The 17,125-nt window shown below is 54.5% G+C and carries 14 protein-coding genes; 10 read left to right on the top strand and 4 right to left on the bottom strand.

Going from position 1 to position 17,125, the window contains the following annotated elements; all coding sequences use genetic code 11:
- Positions 1 to 32: 32 nt before the first annotated feature.
- From AAY24_RS03960 to AAY24_RS03950, 3 genes are all read right to left on the bottom strand, one after another.
- Positions 33 to 2,759, bottom strand: a complete 2,727-nt coding sequence (locus AAY24_RS03960) for an ATP-binding protein (protein WP_052761043.1) — start codon at positions 2,757 to 2,759, stop codon at positions 33 to 35.
- Positions 2,760 to 2,827: 68 nt separating this feature from the next.
- Positions 2,828 to 3,685: an ABC transporter substrate-binding protein gene (locus AAY24_RS03955; RefSeq protein ID WP_052761042.1), complete on the bottom strand. Its 858-nt coding sequence runs from the start codon at positions 3,683 to 3,685 to the stop codon at positions 2,828 to 2,830.
- A 230-nt stretch (positions 3,686 to 3,915) separates the two neighbouring features.
- Positions 3,916 to 5,847 carry a TonB-dependent receptor plug domain-containing protein gene (locus AAY24_RS03950; protein WP_046858587.1) on the bottom strand — a complete coding sequence of 644 codons (1,932 nt, stop codon included), beginning with the start codon at positions 5,845 to 5,847 and terminating at the stop codon, positions 3,916 to 3,918.
- A 198-nt stretch (positions 5,848 to 6,045) separates the two neighbouring features.
- Between AAY24_RS03950 and cysM the strand changes: the two genes are divergently transcribed.
- The 6 genes from cysM (at position 6,046) to AAY24_RS03920 (ending at position 12,071) form a co-directional block, all read left to right on the top strand.
- Positions 6,046 to 6,939, top strand: coding sequence for a cysteine synthase CysM (gene cysM / locus AAY24_RS03945; RefSeq protein ID WP_046858586.1), 894 nt, complete (start codon positions 6,046 to 6,048; stop codon positions 6,937 to 6,939).
- A complete protein-coding gene (locus AAY24_RS03940; RefSeq protein ID WP_199930486.1) occupies positions 6,866 to 9,016 on the top strand; it encodes a translocation/assembly module TamB domain-containing protein in 2,151 nt (716 codons plus the stop codon). Before cysM ends, AAY24_RS03940 begins: the two co-directional genes overlap by 74 nt.
- 35 nt (positions 9,017 to 9,051) lie before the next feature.
- Entirely contained in the window at positions 9,052 to 9,660 is a 609-nt protein-coding gene (locus tag AAY24_RS03935; protein ID WP_046858585.1) for a YdbL family probable chaperone protein, read from the top strand.
- Between the two features lie 104 nt (positions 9,661 to 9,764).
- The gene (gene rlmD / locus AAY24_RS03930; protein ID WP_046858584.1) at positions 9,765 to 11,096 is read left to right on the top strand and encodes a 23S rRNA (uracil(1939)-C(5))-methyltransferase RlmD; all 1,332 of its coding nucleotides are present in this window, start codon (positions 9,765 to 9,767) and stop codon (positions 11,094 to 11,096) included.
- A 13-nt stretch (positions 11,097 to 11,109) separates the two neighbouring features.
- A complete protein-coding gene (locus tag AAY24_RS03925) occupies positions 11,110 to 11,577 on the top strand; it encodes a CYTH domain-containing protein (protein ID WP_046858583.1) in 468 nt (155 codons plus the stop codon).
- The gene (locus tag AAY24_RS03920) at positions 11,571 to 12,071 is read left to right on the top strand and encodes a L,D-transpeptidase (protein ID WP_046858582.1); all 501 of its coding nucleotides are present in this window, start codon (positions 11,571 to 11,573) and stop codon (positions 12,069 to 12,071) included. Before AAY24_RS03925 ends, AAY24_RS03920 begins: the two co-directional genes overlap by 7 nt.
- A gap of 12 nt (positions 12,072 to 12,083) precedes the next feature.
- On the opposite strand, the gene AAY24_RS03915 is transcribed toward AAY24_RS03920, so the two are convergent.
- On the bottom strand, positions 12,084 to 12,485 hold the full coding sequence (locus AAY24_RS03915) for a flagellar basal body-associated FliL family protein (RefSeq protein ID WP_052761040.1): 402 nt from the start codon (positions 12,483 to 12,485) through the stop codon (positions 12,084 to 12,086).
- A 147-nt stretch (positions 12,486 to 12,632) separates the two neighbouring features.
- On the opposite strand from AAY24_RS03915, the gene nagZ reads away from it, so the two are divergent.
- The 4 genes from nagZ to AAY24_RS03895 all read left to right on the top strand — a co-directional run bounded on the left by nagZ (position 12,633) and on the right by AAY24_RS03895 (position 17,092).
- Positions 12,633 to 13,679: a beta-N-acetylhexosaminidase gene (gene nagZ, locus AAY24_RS03910; protein ID WP_046858581.1), complete on the top strand. Its 1,047-nt coding sequence runs from the start codon at positions 12,633 to 12,635 to the stop codon at positions 13,677 to 13,679.
- Positions 13,680 to 13,803: 124 nt separating this feature from the next.
- Positions 13,804 to 14,409, top strand: coding sequence for a peroxiredoxin (locus AAY24_RS03905; protein WP_046858580.1), 606 nt, complete (start codon positions 13,804 to 13,806; stop codon positions 14,407 to 14,409).
- A gap of 156 nt (positions 14,410 to 14,565) precedes the next feature.
- Complete coding sequence (locus AAY24_RS03900; protein ID WP_046858579.1) at positions 14,566 to 15,312, top strand: S-methyl-5'-thioinosine phosphorylase; 747 nt, start codon at positions 14,566 to 14,568, stop codon at positions 15,310 to 15,312.
- A gap of 157 nt (positions 15,313 to 15,469) precedes the next feature.
- Complete coding sequence (locus AAY24_RS03895; RefSeq protein ID WP_046858578.1) at positions 15,470 to 17,092, top strand: hypothetical protein; 1,623 nt, start codon at positions 15,470 to 15,472, stop codon at positions 17,090 to 17,092.
- The last annotated feature ends 33 nt before the right edge of the window (positions 17,093 to 17,125 follow it).

Here is a 17,125-nt window from a genome sequence, read left to right as displayed (position 1 = left end):
AATCGGTGATTTAGCTGCTGTTTCCGGGCATCCTATGTAGGTGTTGCATCGCCATGTGTTTTATTAACAAACTCATGGAGTTTCCGGTAGATCTCTTTGACCCGCTGCATCTGGATGGCCATCCCTTCCATATCGCCCTGCTGGGCCGTTAATTCCAGTTGGTATACGGCGGCTTTCATGGCGGGGACGCCACAGACTGAACATCCGCCGTGCAGACGATGGGCCACTTCCCCCAGTGCTTGCCAGTCATGTTGTTCAAAGTGCATCTCCAACTGCACGATCTGCCTGGGGATATCTTCCATCAGTTTACCCAGCATTTCATCGGCCAGTTCCTGGCTGCCGCCGGTAACCCGCAGTGCCTCTTCCTTGTCATGGAGTGCCAGCTCCCTGCCATTGTCTTGCCTGCTTTTTTCTATTGCACCGGATAGGTCATTAATGGTGTCAGAAACCTGTCCCTGATTAACCAGGCCGTTGATGGCCTGCCAAAGTTTGTTGTCATCCAGCGGTTTGGTCAGATAGACATCAACGCCTTCAGAGAGCAGGGCATCTCTGTGTTGCGGAATAATGTCGGCCGACAGGGCAATGATGGGGGTATGTACAGTATCCTGTTCCATTGCCCGAATTCGCCGTGTCGCTTCCTTCCCATCCATCACCGGCATGTGAACATCCAGAATGATCAGATCGGGACGCTGCTCTTCATAGGCCTGAATAACCTCCTCTCCATTGACCGCTTCCACAATATCGGCTTCCGATACGGCCAGAATATTCAACATCAGTTGCAGATTGATCGGGTTATCATCGGCGACAATGAAGCGTTTCCCTTTGAAGCAAGGGGAGTCAGCTGTTATGGATTCGCGGATTGCCGGTATCTTGGAGGGGTTGGTAAATATCTGTTCCAGTGTGCGGTTGAGGACTGACAGGGAAACCGGCTTTTGTATGCAGGGTGCATTTGACAACTCCTGCATGGTTTTATGCAGCGTGGCGTCGGAACTGCTGAGTAAAATCAGCAGATTACTGACACTGAGGTTATCACGCAGGTAGGTGATTCGTTCCGCTGCCACACCGGAAGCGATCTCTGTCGCCGAAAAGCCGATGACTAACAGGTCCAGTTCCTGTGGCGGGTTGTCTTCCAGCGATCGCCAGCCAATTCTCTTTACCGACATTCCCAGACTCTCCAGGGTATGTGAAATGGCCAGTTGGGATATGGCGTGCTGATCGATAACAGCACATTTTTTCGATTCCAGGTTGGGATTTATCAGCGAACTGGATAGCTCCGGACATTTTGGCAACCTGAGGGTCACCTCGAAGCAGGATCCTTCCCCCTCCACGCTATCGAGGGTGATCTCGCCCTTCATCGACTCAGCCAGTTTTTTACTGATGCTGAGGCCCAGTCCGGTGCCCCCATAGGTTTTGGTGGTGTCCCGCGGTCCCTGTTTGAAAGAGATGAACAGATCCTTCTGGCAGGACTCATTAATGCCGATTCCGGTGTCGGTGACCGAGAACAGCAGTTCGCAGTTGTCTTCAGTCTCCTCTCCAACCATCACCCGAACAATAATCTCCCCTTCGTGGGTGAATTTGATCGCGTTACCGATCAGGTTGACCAGGATCTGCCGAATTCGGGTTTCATCACCAATCAGATAGTCGGGGACATCGGAATAGACCAACAGCACCAGCTCGAGCTGTTTCTCGTGAGCGGTTGGCGCCAGTAGGGTAATGGGACCTTCAAAGCAGGCACGCAGCTCGACGGGAGCATACTCAGGCTCCTGTTTGCCATATTCCAGTTTTGAAAAGTCCAGAATAGTGTTAATGATGCTCAGCAGTCCCGTCGCCGATTTCTGGATAGTTGCCGCCAGCTCCCGCTGCTCTGCTGTCAGGTTGGTTTTCATCAACAGGGTGGAAAAGCCGATTACACCATTCATGGGCGTTCTGATTTCATGGCTCATGTTAGCCAGGAATTCCGATTTAGCCTGGCTGGCTTTTAAAGCACGTTTTCTTGCCAGATCCAGCTCCACATTCTGAATTTCCAGGGCCTCCATGGTCTGGGTCAGGTCTGATGTGGCCCGGTCCACCTGTTGCTGCAGGATCTCCTGGTTGTACTGCAAAGTCTTGGCCATGGCGTTAAAGCCCTCTTCCAGACTACGCAGTTCACCGGTAGAAATTTCCGGCACTGTCGCTGAAAAATCGCCGTGTTTCATCCGTATTACCGCCTGGGAGAGCTTGGATAGCGGGCGGGTTATTTTTTGACTCAGGAACGCGGCGATAAGGGCTGTTACCACCAGGCCGGCAATACTGATTATCAGGCTGGTAATGATGGAGTCACGCTGCTTTTCCAACAACCTGGTCTTATCGAACTCGACGACAATGGATCCGATGATGGTCGGGAGGCTTTCCGCCTCCACCTGTTCCAGCTGATCCGGGTAGTCGGTCAGTTTGCCAACCTGGAATCCCGATTGGACGGTGGTGAAAAAGAAGGATGAATCGGATAGATCATGCGTGCTGCGATCTTTATCTTTCAGTTTTGCTCCATCAATACTGGCCAGCAATTTCCCCTGTGCATCATTCACCGTGATGGAGAGAATATCCCGTCTTTTGGCTATCGACTGCAGGTTAAGTGTTAAAGACTCCACATCGCCACTGAATATGCCATAGAAACTGGCCGCCGCCACCTCCTGCGCCGTCGCCTTGCCCTTCTCTTTGAACGCCAATTGAAGATTCTCCAACTGGGCGGTAATCAGGTAGGCGGTGAGTGTGAGTGCCATAATTGCCGCCGGGACAATACCCAGGAGTAGGGCTCTGGCTTTGATTCGTGAATAGCGACGTCGCCTTATCATGGTCTGCTCTGTTCCATCATTCTCTTAACAATGACAGTCTCATCAGGAAGTGAAATGCCGAGCGACCGCGCTACACTTTGGTTGACTGATACACTGAAATACTTGGGATATATCGGACCCGGCAGGATTTCGGTTTCTGAATGCAGATAACTGGCGGTGTACTCCGCCAGGTGTCGGGCTATATCGTTGGGGGTTGAATAGGCCGCAATCAATGCGCCTGCCTTCACGTAGGCAGATGAGAAACCGATAACCGGTATTCGCTTGTGGTAGCTGGATAACAGGATATTAAAAATGGTTGTACTGTTGAATATATTCGGGTCAGGCAGGGCGAGAAGGACGTTGCTCTCCTCCAGAACCTCTTTCAGCAGCGGACCGACCGTGTCGCTGGACGCCACGTCACGATAGGTCACCGGAATGCCCTGCTGTTGGGAGTCGGCGATCAACTCGCTCTTCAGCGATTCTGTTAAGGGACTCATCAGCAGACCGATGTGGGGATCGGGGCGTATAATACCGGCCAGCAGGAACAGTCTGCTGATTGGTTGATCAAGAAAAATGGCGGAGCTGGGAGAATCTTTAACCAGCTTCTGATAGGCGGTTTGTGGTATCAGGGCGTGCAGAACCGGTGTGTCGGTACGCAAATCGCCAATAATTTCACCAGCACGCTGTCCCAGGGTGATAATTAACCTGGTGTCCGGTGGAATTACCGGTGCGTCATCACCGGGTGAGGCAGTAATGATTTGTGTGTGCAGAGACGGACAGGAGTCACTGATTTTTGCACACTCTTCGTTCAGATAGCTCTTCAGTTTTCCCGCCACCTGGCTATATACAGGTGCAGTACCCACACTGAAAATCACGACCACATCCTGCCCTGAGGCAGCCTGTAGCGGCGTCAACAGGAGTAACAGAGCATATAGCAATACTCTGGAAAAACCCCTGTGATTTCGCCCAGGTATCCTCATCAGGACATCAGGACTAAGGTATACGGGCAGACACATGATGATATCAGGCCTGCGGATGCCTCAGTTTACGGCTCACTAAGAAACCTCCATGTACAAATCAAGTTACCTCTGTATGTCCATAGGCGTTAATGCCAGTTTAAACTGGCTTGCATAAAGATCCGATCTGTCCAGATATTCTCATTTCGATAATCTTTGAAATTGTTATCGGGTCCGATGTTCTGGAAAATCAGGGAGACTTCGCCATCTGCCCGATCCAATTCAAAATGCTTTGAAATTTTGATATCCCAGCGTCTGTTAGTGCCGACTTGATCACCGTCGCCGGACCAGGTAAAGCCTTCCATGTAGTAGTATGCGGTACTGAGTTTGATGCCATTGGTGAACTCATGGCTGGCCAGCAGGCTCATGGTCAGATCTGGCGCCCAACCCACCAACTGTCGATATTCGGTTGGGTTGATCTTGTTCAGGCGCATGCCATAAGTATTCAGCGAACTGTAACTGATATGCAGCAGACTGCCTGGTGTGGGATCCCATCGCAAACCCACCTCAAATCCATGAACATTAAAACTGCCGTTGTTGGTATAGAACACTGTATTGTTAGGAGTGCCAGTATCCGCGACACCGGCAATCATGTCCTTGACCTCTTCATGGAACACTTTCATGTCAAGCGTCAATCCCAGATGGTGAAAATTGCCCAGATAACCCAGTTCGTGGGATTCGATCTGTTCGGGGCGTAGATTCTCGGTCGATTTGTAGAACAGGGCTATCGGCGTCATCGTGGTTGATTCAAAGACTGACAGGTCAGAGTAGTCTTCCCAGAGCGTGGGCATCCGGTAAGCACTGGTAGCGCGCAGGCGCAGTGTATTCATCTCATCCAGTTTGAAGTTGATTGCTGCCATCGGTGAGAAGAAACCACTCTTTTGCTCAAATTTCTCATACATGCCACCGAGGTTGAGTGACAGTTTGTCGTTCTTGCGCCATTCAAAGTTACCAAATGCACGATATTGGTCCCGGGTAATCCAATCGTATCGACCGAATGTCCATATACTTTTGGCTTTGTCCTGACGCATACCCAATCCCCAGACCAGCCGCTGGGTGGGATTCAGGTCGAAGGTATGCTGGAACTCCAGATCCTGACGTTGTGATTTGAACCCATAACCCCCGGCGGCAGTAAATGGGAAGAACAGGTCGGAGTTGGTGAAGTTGTCGTCCATCTCCTGGTAGTTGTTATAAAACTGCAGATAAAACTCGTTACCGGGGGAGAGACTGCGAATCCAGCGCAGTTGCTGAAATTCGTGCTTATCGTCTGTAGTACGCAGCGGTTGCACTGCATCTCCAGGATACCCATCCTGTCGGGGACCGCCGCTCTTGCCCAGTTCGAACAGCAGTGCATCCCGGCTGTTGATCTGATAGTCACCCCGGATACTAACCCAGCGTGTGTTGGAACTGTCATGACGGTTGTCAAAACCATCGTTTTCGTCATATTTGAGAGCAATACGATAGGAGAGGTCGCCCTCGGTGCCCGCATACCGGTTGTAGATCTGTCGTCTGCCACCACCACCCACCAGGCTTTTTACCCGTATAGCGGGCTGTTCCGCAGGATGCTGGGTAATAATGTTGATAACGCCGGCGAATGAGTTGGAACCATGGGTGCTGGCATTGGGACCGCGAATGACTTCAATTCGCTGTATGTCATCAATATCCAGTTGCTGGTCGCTCCAGGTGATGCCACCGAAACCGGGGTCATAGATGGATCTGCCATCAATCAATACCTGCATGTCACGGGCAAAACGATCCACATTACCGTGGGATGTGGCGGTAAACCGGGATCCGGTGTCATAACCCACCTGGAAGCCGGGCACCAGGCGCAACAGATCCACCAACTCGACAACTCCGGATGCCTCAATCATTTTCCGATCAATGACCGTGACAGAAGCTGGGGAATCCGGTAGCGCCTGCTTCAATCGTGTTGCCGATAACACCACGGGTACTTCGGTGAAAAACAGCTCTTCAATAAAAGGGGTATCGGCATCCGTTGCCTGAACAGAAAAGGAGATCATCGTCCCCAGACTCAATGCCCAATACCGTTTTGGGCGGTTATCAACAGGATGCGTATACCTCATGATGTTTCTGTTTTGTTCTCTCGTTGTTATTGATAGACTAATAATACTGCTTGATGAATACACCGCTCTCAGAGTACAGCAGTTCTATACTATATATTGGCCCCTTTTCATAGGACACTACGGTAGCCCACCTCCATGAAATACCCAACGATTGAGCAATTTATCGGTCACACACCGCTTGTGCGGCTACAGCGATTACCTGGGGAGAGCTCCAATAATGTGCTGGTCAAGCTAGAAGGGAACAACCCGGCCGGTTCGGTGAAGGATCGTCCGGCGTTGAGCATGATTCAGCATGCGGAAGCGCGGGGCGATATACAACCGGGAGATTCGCTGATAGAGGCGACCAGCGGTAATACCGGTATTGCGTTAGCCATGGCGGCGGCGATCAAGGGGTATCGGATGATCCTGATCATGCCGGATAATCTCAGCATTGAACGTCGTGCCGCCATGCGGGCCTATGGTGCCAAACTGATTCTGGTCACGGAAGAGGAGGGCATGGAGGGCGCCCGGGATCTGGCACAAAGCATGGAACAGCGGGGTGAAGGTAAAGTATTGGATCAGTTCTCCAACGCAGATAACCCCTTGGCCCATGTAGAGGGAACCGGTCCCGAGATCTGGGATCAGACCCATGGAGAGATTACCCATTTTGTCAGCGCCATGGGGACCACCGGCACCATAATGGGTGTTTCACAATATCTGAAAGGGGTGAATCCGGCGATTCAGATTGTCGGGGTCCAGCCGGCGGAAGGCGCGAAAATACCGGGTATTCGTCGTTGGCCGGAGGCCTATATCCCGAGGATTTTTGATCGGCACCGGGTGGATCGGGTGCTGGATGTGAGCCAGGAAGAGGCCGAAGAGGTAACCCGTCGTCTGGCCACAGAAGAGGGCATATTTGCCGGCATCTCTTCTGGTGGGGCAGTAGCGGCTGCCCTGCGACTGTCACAGGAAGTGGCGCATGCGACCATTGTGGCGATTATTTGTGATCGGGGTGACCGCTATCTTTCCACGGGTGTCTTTCCTGCTGAATAACCTCAGGTTGTTATTCCCGGTAGCCCTGCTCTGGGCACTGCTTTTTGTCCCCTCCAGACTGACCGCTTCGGAATATCTGTCCATCTCCCTGGGGGATCTGGGTGATGAGCAGTGGCAGGCCAGGGGTGTGTTACTGCAACTCGATCTGCTGGCAGATCATGACCAGTATCTGCTTTCCGCTGATGAGATCAGGCATCCCGCATTACCGACTCCGGCCCGAAAGTTCAAGTTCCTGTGCAAAACCGGCAAGATCAGTGGTGATGCCATCAGCTGCCAGAAAGGCCTGCTCGATGTGGAGCTGAATGGTCAGCTGCAACGGCAGATAAATTCCAGAATTGACTGGAAGATAAGATCACAAGCTATTGATATTCATCTTGATAATATCTCGGTTGCCAGTGGTAAAGTCACGGCGGACCTGAAGCTGGACAAGGATCGCTGGCACCTGTTGCTGGATGGCCAGCAGATCGATATCCAACAGTTGAAAAAACTGCACGCCGCGTTGGAGGATCCGATCAATCGCCTCTCGCTGAATGGACGGGCCGACCTGTCGGTGGATCTGAGCGGTCGGGGTACTCAAGTCGTCCAGGGCAGTGGGCGAATCGATTACACCGGGGTCAGCTTTGCCACCGAGCCCGGGGATTATATCGGCCAGGGACTGGCCGGCGAATGGCAGGGGCGGGCTGTCCTGAAAAATGGCCAGTGGCAGGGAAACCAGCAGCTACAGCTATCCGCGGGGGAGGTGCTGACCCCCATGCTCTATCTCTCCCCGTCCAGCCATCCTCTTACCCTGGCAACCCGTTATGCCTATCGGACAGAGAGTGGTTTGTTGACCCTCGATGAGCTGTATCTGAAGCAGCCGGGCAGGCTGGAGATTACCGGTACGACCGAGATCTCCGTGACAGAGCAGGCTCACCTGAACAAACTGCAACTGGTATCAACACCGGCCGATATCGGCGCGCTGTTTCAGGACAATGTGTTGCCGGTATTGGGCAATCCTCAGCTGGAAGATATGGAGTTGGCCGGGCAGCTTTCCCTGGATCTCGATTACCAGGCAGGCCAGACCCGGATAGGTATCCTGCTCAGGGATGCCCACATTGAACAGGGCGTACAGACCCAGGGTGACGGCAAGGGGCAATTGGCCCTCTACGGCCTGACGGGGAAAATCAACTGGTCAGACGGGGTGACGGAAGAGAGCCACCTCAGTTGGCAGGGCGGTCACCTGTTCGGAGATATTCTGCTGGGGGCTTCGTCAGTGGACCTGAATCTGTCAGACGGGGGCATCTCGCTGCTTAAACAGGCCAGCATACCCATCCTGGATGGCAAGCTACAGGTGGAGCAGTTTTCCCTGCGGCGGGGCGAAGCGGGCCCCAAGGTGGAGTTTCAGGGCTATCTCACCCCGATCAGCATGGCGGCAATCAGCGCGGCGCTCAATTGGCCACCCCTGTCAGGACAGCTTTCCGGCATGATTCCCGGGCTCGCCTATGAAAATGGCGTGGTTGCGGTTAATGGCTTGGCCCTGGTCAAACTGTTTGACGGGGATATTGTAATTCGTGACCTGAAACTGGACGACCTGTTCGGCGCCCTGCCCGGCTTGAGTGCCGACCTGGAGATAAAGGATATCGATCTGGAAACTCTGACCAGCGCCTTCTCATTTGGTAAGATTACCGGGAAGCTGGCGGGTCGTGTGGACGATCTCCGTCTTGAAGAGTGGACACCTGTCTCTTTTGATGCGGCATTTTACACCCCGGAAGACGACGATAGTCGCCACCGCATCAGCCAGAAGGCGGTGGACAATATCTCCAACCTGGGGGGATCCGGGGTTTCCGGCGCCATATCCCGGAGCTTTCTGAGGATGTTTGAAGAGTTCGGTTATGACCGGCTCGGGATTCGTTGCCGTCTTGAACGTGGGGTTTGCCACATGGGGGGGATTGAACCGGCGGAACGCGGTTACTATCTGGTCAAAGGGGGTGGCTTACCCCGCATACACATAATGGGTTACAACGAAAAAACCGACTGGCAGGTGCTGGTAAGCAAGTTGAAACAGATCGCCGAAGGCGGTGACCCCGTCATTAAATAGCGAGTAGTTGAATTGGCATTTATGGAGCTAACCTGATGAAAATTTTAAAAATAGGCAGTATGTTGGCAATCCTGTTTGTGCTTGCCGCCTGTGTCACTATCAATATCTATTTTCCGGCTGCGCAGGCCGAAGAGGCGGCCGGACGGATCGTGGATGACATCCTGGGTAAACAGAAACCGCAGGAAGAGCAGATTCTGGAGGAGAAAAAGAGTTCGTCCCTGGATAGGCCACTCTATCAGACCATCGCGGCTAGAACCCTGGAGTTCCTGGTCCCGTCTGCGCAGGCGGCCCAACCCGACTTTAATGCCAGTTCCCCTGCTATTCGGAAACTGCAAGCCAGCATGCGCAGCCGGAACAGCGCGCTCACTCCCTACTACAACAGCGGTGCCGTGGGCTTTACCCGGGACGCCATGATTGCCGTGCGTGATGCGGCCAAAATCCCGTTAAAGGACCGTAACAAGGTGCAGGGGCTGGTCAGCAGCGAGAACAGTGATCGCAACGCCCTCTATCGGGCGATAGCCGATGCCAATGGACACCCCGAGTGGGAACCTGAGATTCGCTCCACCTTTGCCCGCACCTGGGTGGAGAAGGCGGCCGGAGGCTGGTGGTACCAGAATGCCAACGGTGGTTGGGTGCAGAAATAACCGGCGGAGCATCGCTTCCCTTCATCAACAGCAACGGCAGCCAATCCGGCTGCCGTTGATATTTTACCCAGTAATTCTGCCTGACAGAGGAATGCACAAGTTTCATGGGACGTTCAAGAAGACGTAAGTTACCCCAGGATCCGGTAACGGTTACCATCGACGCCTTGAGCCACGATGGTCGCGGGGTGGCCCATATTGACGGTAAAGCGGTGTTTGTACATGGCGCACTGCCGGACGAGACAGTCAGTTTCCGTTATACCCGGGTGCAGAAAAAGTTCGATGAAGGGGAGGTGATTGATGTGCTCTCCCCATCACCTGACCGGGTGACGCCCCCCTGTGCCCATTTCGGCCTCTGTGGTGGCTGTTCCCTGCAACACCAGTCAAGTGATGCGCAGATCCTCTCCAAGCAGACCGCGCTACTGGACGCCTTTGAGCGCATTGGCAAAGTAAAGCCGGCAACGGTTCTGGAACCGTTGACCAACAGCGATACCTTCGGTTATCGGCGAAAGGCCCGGCTCGGGGTCAAGTATGTGGCCAAAAAGGGCCGGGTTCTGGTCGGCTTCCGGGAGCGTGGCTCCCCCTATGTGGCTGATCTGTCGGAGTGTGTTGTTCTCCATCCCCGGGTCGGCAAACTGCTTCTGCCCCTGAGCGAACTGATCGGATCGCTCAGTATCAGGGAGCGTGTGCCCCAGATAGAAGTCGCCATGGGCGACGAGCAGTGTGTGCTGGTGTTTCGTATCCTCGATCCGTTATCAGCGGAGGATGAGCGGCTGCTGTTGGCGTTTGGCCGGCAACAGGGTATCGCCATGTATACACAGTCGGGTGGCCCGGACAGTGTGGCACCCCTGCAGGGTGAACCGGTTGATCTGCAATATGCGCTGCCGGCGCATGATCTGACTATCCATTTTCTGCCCAACGACTTTACCCAGGTCAACAGCGGCCTTAATCGCCGCATGATTGATCGCGCCCTGGATCTGCTGGCCCTCGAGCCGGATGAACGGGTGCTGGATCTGTTCTGCGGATTGGGCAACTTCACCCTGCCGATCGCCCGACGCGTGGCGGAAGTAGTGGGGGTCGAAGGGGATGCTGGGCTGGTTGCCCGGGCCCGGGAGAATGCCCGCCGCAACGGCATTGAAAACAGCCGTTACTATACCGCCAATCTTTACGAATCCCTGGAGAAGGAGCCCTGGCTGCGGGAGTCGTTCGACAAGGCTTTGCTGGATCCACCCCGTTCCGGCGCCATTGAGGTGCTTGAACATCTCCCCAGGCTCGGCATTAAACGCATCGTCTATGTTTCCTGTTATCCGGGCACCCTGGCGCGGGATGCGGGGGAGTTGGTCAACCGGCATGGTTACCGGTTGGTCTCTGCGGGGGTTATGGATATGTTCCCCCACACCGCCCATGTTGAATCGATCGCACTTTTCGAAAAACCCTGAACGGAAGTGATAAATGGCTTTGGAAATAGAACGTAAATATCTGGTTATTAATGATAAATGGAAAGAAAATATCGTCTCTGAATCGGTATTGAAACAGGGTTATATCGCCAACCAGCCCAATGCCACGGTGCGGGTTCGCATCGCCAAAGGTGCTGCTTATCTGAATATCAAAAGCGCTACCAAGGGCATTTCCAGGGCAGAGTTTGAGTACCAGATACCGCTGGAGGATGCTGAACAGATCCTGGAACAGGTGGCCGAACAACCCTTTATCGACAAGACGCGCTATAAGGTGCGGTGGGGCAATCACATCTGGGATCTGGACCTGTTTGCGGGGGAGAACCAGGGGCTGGTGATGGCGGAAGTTGAACTGGACAGCGAGGATGAATCCTTTGAACTGCCACCCTGGGCCGGTGAGGAGGTGTCGGGCGATCCCCGTTACTACAATGCCAGCCTGGTCAAACACCCCTATTCAAAGTGGTAACGGAACAGGATCTCCATATACAGGTTGACCTGCAGCGGCAGCAGTTGCGGCTGCTGTCCGGTAACCGTTGTATCGAAAACTACCTGGTCTCAACGGCCCGCAACGGGGCCGGGGAGTGCCAGGGCAGTGGATGTACGCCGCGAGGGGTGCACCGCATCCGTCTGAAGATCGGTGCGGGTCAACCGCTCAACAGCGTGTTTGTTGGTCGTCGTCCGACCGGAGAGATCTATACCCCCGAGCTGGCCGCCGCCAACCCGGGGCGGGACTGGATTCTGACCCGAATACTTTGGCTGACCGGCCTGGAACCGGGGCGAAACCGGGGTGGTTCGGTCGATAGCCTGCGACGTTTTATCTATATACACGGCACACCGGATAGCGAACCGATGGGGCAGGCGGCATCCCACGGTTGTATCAGAATGCGCAACAGCGAATTGATCCGGTTATTTGACCAGGTATCCGTGGGAACACGGGTGGATATTCGCGAACAGTTTTAAGAGTTGCACAAACTACTGGACCAGGTAGGTGGTAAAGAAGAGATCGTCTATCATCTCATCACCGGCCAGTTCCTTCATAACACGTCGCAACGCCTTGAGCGCCTGCTTGCGCAGCTTTTCCTTGCCCTTCGTGGTGCGAATCTTCGGTCCATCCTGATCGCTCAAAAGCAGGAGCAGTTCATGGCGCAGGGCCGGGGCGTGCAGACTGATAGCGGGCAGGTTGCTCCCATCCTGGGTCATCAGTTGCACATCACAACGGATATATTTTGCCCGGCCTTTGACGTTCACCACGATGGAAGGCGTTAACTCGTAATAGGCCAGGCCGGCAGATTCCTCATTGTCGCTGTCTGCCGCAAACAGTTGGAGTGTGGTGAAGATCAGGAGGGTGCTCAATAACAAAGTCAAAAAACGCATCTTTACTTCCGATTCGGTTTAATCTGTAATGCTCGGTCCGGGTGCCTGCCAGCCTGGGCTGTTTTCGAGCGGGATAAGCCGCCAACTCTCCGGACAGGCCGAACAGTATAGCCGAATGGCACCGATGATGATCGAGGAATTCACGCCATGAGCCATGGCCCACTGATGTTGGACCTGGAGGGAACAACGCTCACGGAACATGAGCGGGAGTTGTTGCTGCACCCGGCTACCGGCGGGGTGATCCTGTTCAGCCGCAATTACCAATCACCCGAGCAGGTCACCGCACTGATTGATGAAATCCATGGGTTGCGCACACCACCGCTTCTGGTTGCTGTTGACCAGGAAGGGGGCCGGGTTCAGCGCTTCAGGGATGGCTTCACCCACCTGCCGCCGGCCGCCTGGTTCGGCGAACTGAATCGACTCAATAGCAAAAAGGCCCGCGCCGTCACACAACGGATTGGCTGGCTGATGGCTGCAGAACTGCGCGCCGTCGGCATTGATTTCAGCTTTGCGCCGGTGCTGGATCTGGGGCTTGGCTTGAGCAGCGTGATCGGTGATCGCGCCTTTGACAGTAAACCCATTGGTGTGGCGGAACTGGCCCACGCCTGGATGATGGGGGTACATGAGGCGGGCATGGCCGCGGTTGGCAAACATTTTCCCGGGCATGGCTGGGTGAGCGAGGACTCTCACTGTGAATTGCCGGTTGATTGTCGCCCCATGGGTGAACTGCTGATGGAAGATATGGTTCCGTTTCAGCGCATGATCGACTACGGCCTGGATGCGATCATGCCCGCCCACGTTATCTATGAGCAGGTGGATCGGGAACTGGCCGGTTTCTCCCGAATCTGGTTGAAGGATGTGTTGCGTGATCAACTCGGTTTCCACGGTGTGATATTCAGCGACGATCTCACCATGGCTGCTGCGGAGCAGGCGGGGAGTTACGCCGACCGGGCCCGATCCGCCCTGGCAGCCGGTTGTGACATGGTGCTGGTCTGTAATAATCCGACCGGTGCCGCCGAGGTCCTGGATGCGTTGGTTGAATACAGCAACCCGGCGGCCCAGATGCGACTGGTGCGGATGCATGGCAGAAAGCGATTCTCCCGGGACACCCTGCATCTCAACCAGAAATGGAAGAATGCATTGCAACTGATTAGCCAATATGAAGAAAATCCATCACTTGATCTGGATTTATGATCTTTGGTTTTGCCACAAAAAAACCCATTAATTAAATCGGTTTCTTGTGGCATAATCCGGGCGATTATTAGAAAGACTCTAATAATTGCTGTAACTAAAATTCATTGATTTAGAGGAATTCAAAGTGGGCGTACTTGTAGGACGTGAAGCACCTGATTTTACCGCACCGGCTGTACTGGGAAGTGGGGAGATTGTCGAGAATTACAATCTGAAAGAGGCCACCGCCGGAAAGTACAAGGTACTGTTTTTCTATCCGCTGGACTTTACCTTTGTCTGTCCGTCTGAGCTGATCGCTTTTGATCACAGACTGGAAGAGTTCACCAAGCGTAATGTCGAAGTGGTTGGTATCTCCATCGACTCCCATTTCACCCATAACGCCTGGCGCAATACCCCGGTTAACCAGGGTGGTATCGGTCCGGTCGGGTACACCATGGTTGCTGACCTGACCCATGGGATCTGCAAGGCCTATGACGTGGAGACCCCCGATGGAGCGGTCGCGTTCCGCGGCTCCTTCCTGATCGACAAAGATGGCATCGTCCGCCACCAGGTGGTCAACGATCTGCCGCTGGGTCGTAACATCGATGAGATGCTGCGCATGATCGATGCTCTGCAGTTCACCGAAGAGCATGGCGAGGTCTGCCCGGCTGGTTGGAAGCAGGGCGAGAAAGGCATGTCAGCCTCTCCGGACGGCGTCGCCACCTATCTGGCTGAGAACGCTGAATCGCTCTGATCGATCTGCTCAGCCTGATCAAAGCCGGTTGCCGTTGTGGTAACCGGCTTTTTTATTTATGCACCCGGCACGGGACGAGCCGGAGTCGATTCATATAAACTATGCAGGGTCCGACAACTCCTCTTTTCAGATAACCATTTAGACAGGATGGCCTGAGTGACTGATTTGGCAATAATTGGCGGTTCGGGACTCACCCGATTGCAAGGGCTTCAAATTACCCGGCGGCAGGTGGTGCATACGCCCTATGGCGAACCTTCGGCACCGGTAATCCACGGCATACTGAACCAGCGGGAGATCGCCTTTCTGCCGCGCCATGGTGCGGGGCACACCATTCCACCCCACAAGGTTAACTACCGTGCAAACATCTGGGCGCTGGAGCATATCGGGGCCAGGAAAATACTGGCCATTGCGGCGGTGGGCGGTATTGGGCCGGCCATGGCACCCGGCGTGATCGCCATACCGGATCAGATTATCGACTATACATATGGCAGGGATCATACCTATTTCGAACATGAGCTGAGCAAGGTTACTCATATCGATTTCACCTATCCCTACAGTGAAAAAATGCGCCAAAGCATCATGCGGGCGGCAAAAAGCGCTGGCGTTCCCGTCATCCCCAACGGAGTATACGGGGCTACCCAGGGCCCCCGACTGGAAACCGCCATGGAGATTAACCGGATGGAACGGGATGGCTGTACCCTGGTCGGCATGACCGGGATGCCGGAAACCGCCCTGGCTCGGGAACTGGATCTGGATTACGCCTGCTGTGCCGTGGTGGCCAACTGGGCGGCCGGAAGAGGGGATGGTCCTATTTCCATGAAACAGATAGAACAGTATATAGGGCAGGGAATGGCTCAGATCATCTCATTGATCGAGGCGCTGGTTGATTCACTGGAATCGTGATACGCGCCAGCCACCATTCATTCCCCTATAGCCACATAAGGACATCCTATGAACGGGATTCCGGCAAGAACTGCTAGGATTGATCCAACACATAGAATCTATAGCCTATCAGCGATAGGCTGTCGGGATGACTTAGAACAACTCAGGAGTAGAGAACATGGCCGAGGACGATCTGAATGAGTCAGCCGGGGACGTTACCGGAGAGACGACAACAGCTAAGGAAGAGACCCCTCCTGTCAAGAAAAAAGCCGTAAGGAAAAAGGTCCCTCAAGCCAAAAAGAAGGTAGCCAAGAAAAAAGTCAGTGTAAAGAAAAAGGCGGCGCCCAAGAAAAAAGCGGCAAGAAAGAGCGGTGTCGCGGCCAGTGCAGAGAAAAAGAGCATCAAACCAGCCGCAACAGAACCACAGACTCCGCCACCCACAGCCGGGATACCGGAACAGTCGGCAGATTCCGGGGATACAGCATCCATGGCGGATGCCGGGCCGGACGCCATCAATATGGCGCCCGCTGCAGCCATTGCAGCGACTCAATTGACTGACCAGCCGAGCAAGGCAACCGCCGCAGTATCGGCTGAGGAGCCCCCCAAGGCGGCCCCGAAAGGAAACGAGAAAGTTCAGAAACGACTAGAGGAGATGGGACTCATGCCTCCTGAATCAACTGAAACCCAGTCACCACCACCCGCCAGCAAGTCCTCAAACGGTCTCAGTTTTTGGCAAAAGTCATTTATCTGGACCATCGTCATCATTGCGGGATTGATATACATACGCATGCTGACCAACCCTGAGACAGGTCCAGGGAATGAAGTCCTGACGGGCGATACCAGCACCAGTGAAGCAGCACCGGTGGCGGCTTCCGAGGCCGCATCAAGTGACACAGCCCTGGTTGGGCAACCGGCGACAACGGCTGTCCCCACCAGTAGTCAGACCGATCAGAAACCGGCAGAGACCGCTGCGGATGTTTCGGCTGGAGATCAGGCCGACTCCACCGCGATTGCGGGTTCAGCCGTAATGACCAGTAGCGAGGAGCCGCTTCCGGACGGAGGAGAGGGAACCACCGCTTCAGTGATGGATTCAGCTACAACACAAGCCAACCAATCGTCTGCCACGGTCAGTGATTCCTCAGCGGCGCCGGATTCACAGAGCACGGACAGCCAGACAGTGCAGATGTCGGCAGGTGAGAGTAGTGAGCAGCCGGCTGTAACTCAGGCTGACTCAACTGTTGATGGGGGTGCGGTACCGACAGCAGACAGCCCGGTTGATGCGGAAACCGGCAGTGCTGTTGTGTCAACCGCAACCGAGAGTGCAGCCGGTTCCTCTGCCGCAAGTCCTGATGCCATGGAGGAGGGCGATACACCCACCGAGCCTGCCGCCATGGATAATCAAACGGCACCGATACCCATGGCCGCCGGCATGATGACAAAACAGGCCCAGCAGTTTTCAGAGATGGCGTCACGCTACGGTGCAGGCATGGCCCCGATAGGGGCCAATACCCCGCCTTCCATGCCTGCCGCCCCGGGTACAACGCCGGCACCTGACGGCACCGCTGCGGCACCGGCTGCAGATCAGAAACTGACAGGTAAACCGGCCGGAAATGCTCAGCAACCGCCAGCAGTCAGAGGGCAAGGGCAGCCGTTACCCTATCCGCGTGGTTTCGTGCCACCAGGTTATCCAAGGGGCTTCAATAATCCTCCCGTTGCGCCTTACTACTGGCCCTATCCGCCACGACCACCCGTGTATGGACCGCCGGTGAGATACCCATACTATCCACCGCCAGTAAGATAACCCTGGGTTAATGACCGGTTGCACCACCCGTCC

It is taken from the genome of Sedimenticola thiotaurini (assembly GCF_001007875.1).
GTDB classification, from domain to species: Bacteria; Pseudomonadota; Gammaproteobacteria; order Chromatiales; family Chromatiaceae; genus Sedimenticola; species Sedimenticola thiotaurini.
Note: the sequence above shows the minus strand (reverse complement) of the source record. Positions and strands in the feature narration are given on the sequence as shown.

Excerpts from the sequence above, each read along its gene's own strand:
- AAY24_RS03895 (WP_046858578.1), top strand. The coding sequence starts at position 15,470 with ATGGCCGAGGACGATCTGAATGAGTCAGCCGGGGACGTTACCGGAGAG.
- AAY24_RS03925 (WP_046858583.1), top strand. The coding sequence starts at position 11,110 with ATGGCTTTGGAAATAGAACGTAAATATCTGGTTATTAATGATAAATGG.
- AAY24_RS03940 (WP_199930486.1), top strand. The coding sequence starts at position 6,866 with ATGCGACCATTGTGGCGATTATTTGTGATCGGGGTGACCGCTATCTTT.
- rlmD (WP_046858584.1), top strand. The coding sequence starts at position 9,765 with ATGGGACGTTCAAGAAGACGTAAGTTACCCCAGGATCCGGTAACGGTT.
- AAY24_RS03915 (WP_052761040.1), bottom strand. The coding sequence starts at position 12,485 with ATGCGTTTTTTGACTTTGTTATTGAGCACCCTCCTGATCTTCACCACA.
- nagZ (WP_046858581.1), top strand. The coding sequence starts at position 12,633 with ATGAGCCATGGCCCACTGATGTTGGACCTGGAGGGAACAACGCTCACG.
- cysM (WP_046858586.1), top strand. The coding sequence starts at position 6,046 with ATGAAATACCCAACGATTGAGCAATTTATCGGTCACACACCGCTTGTG.
- AAY24_RS03950 (WP_046858587.1), bottom strand. The coding sequence starts at position 5,847 with ATGATCTCCTTTTCTGTTCAGGCAACGGATGCCGATACCCCTTTTATT.
- AAY24_RS03935 (WP_046858585.1), top strand. The coding sequence starts at position 9,052 with ATGAAAATTTTAAAAATAGGCAGTATGTTGGCAATCCTGTTTGTGCTT.
- AAY24_RS03960 (WP_052761043.1), bottom strand. The coding sequence starts at position 2,759 with ATGGCACTCACACTCACCGCCTACCTGATTACCGCCCAGTTGGAGAAT.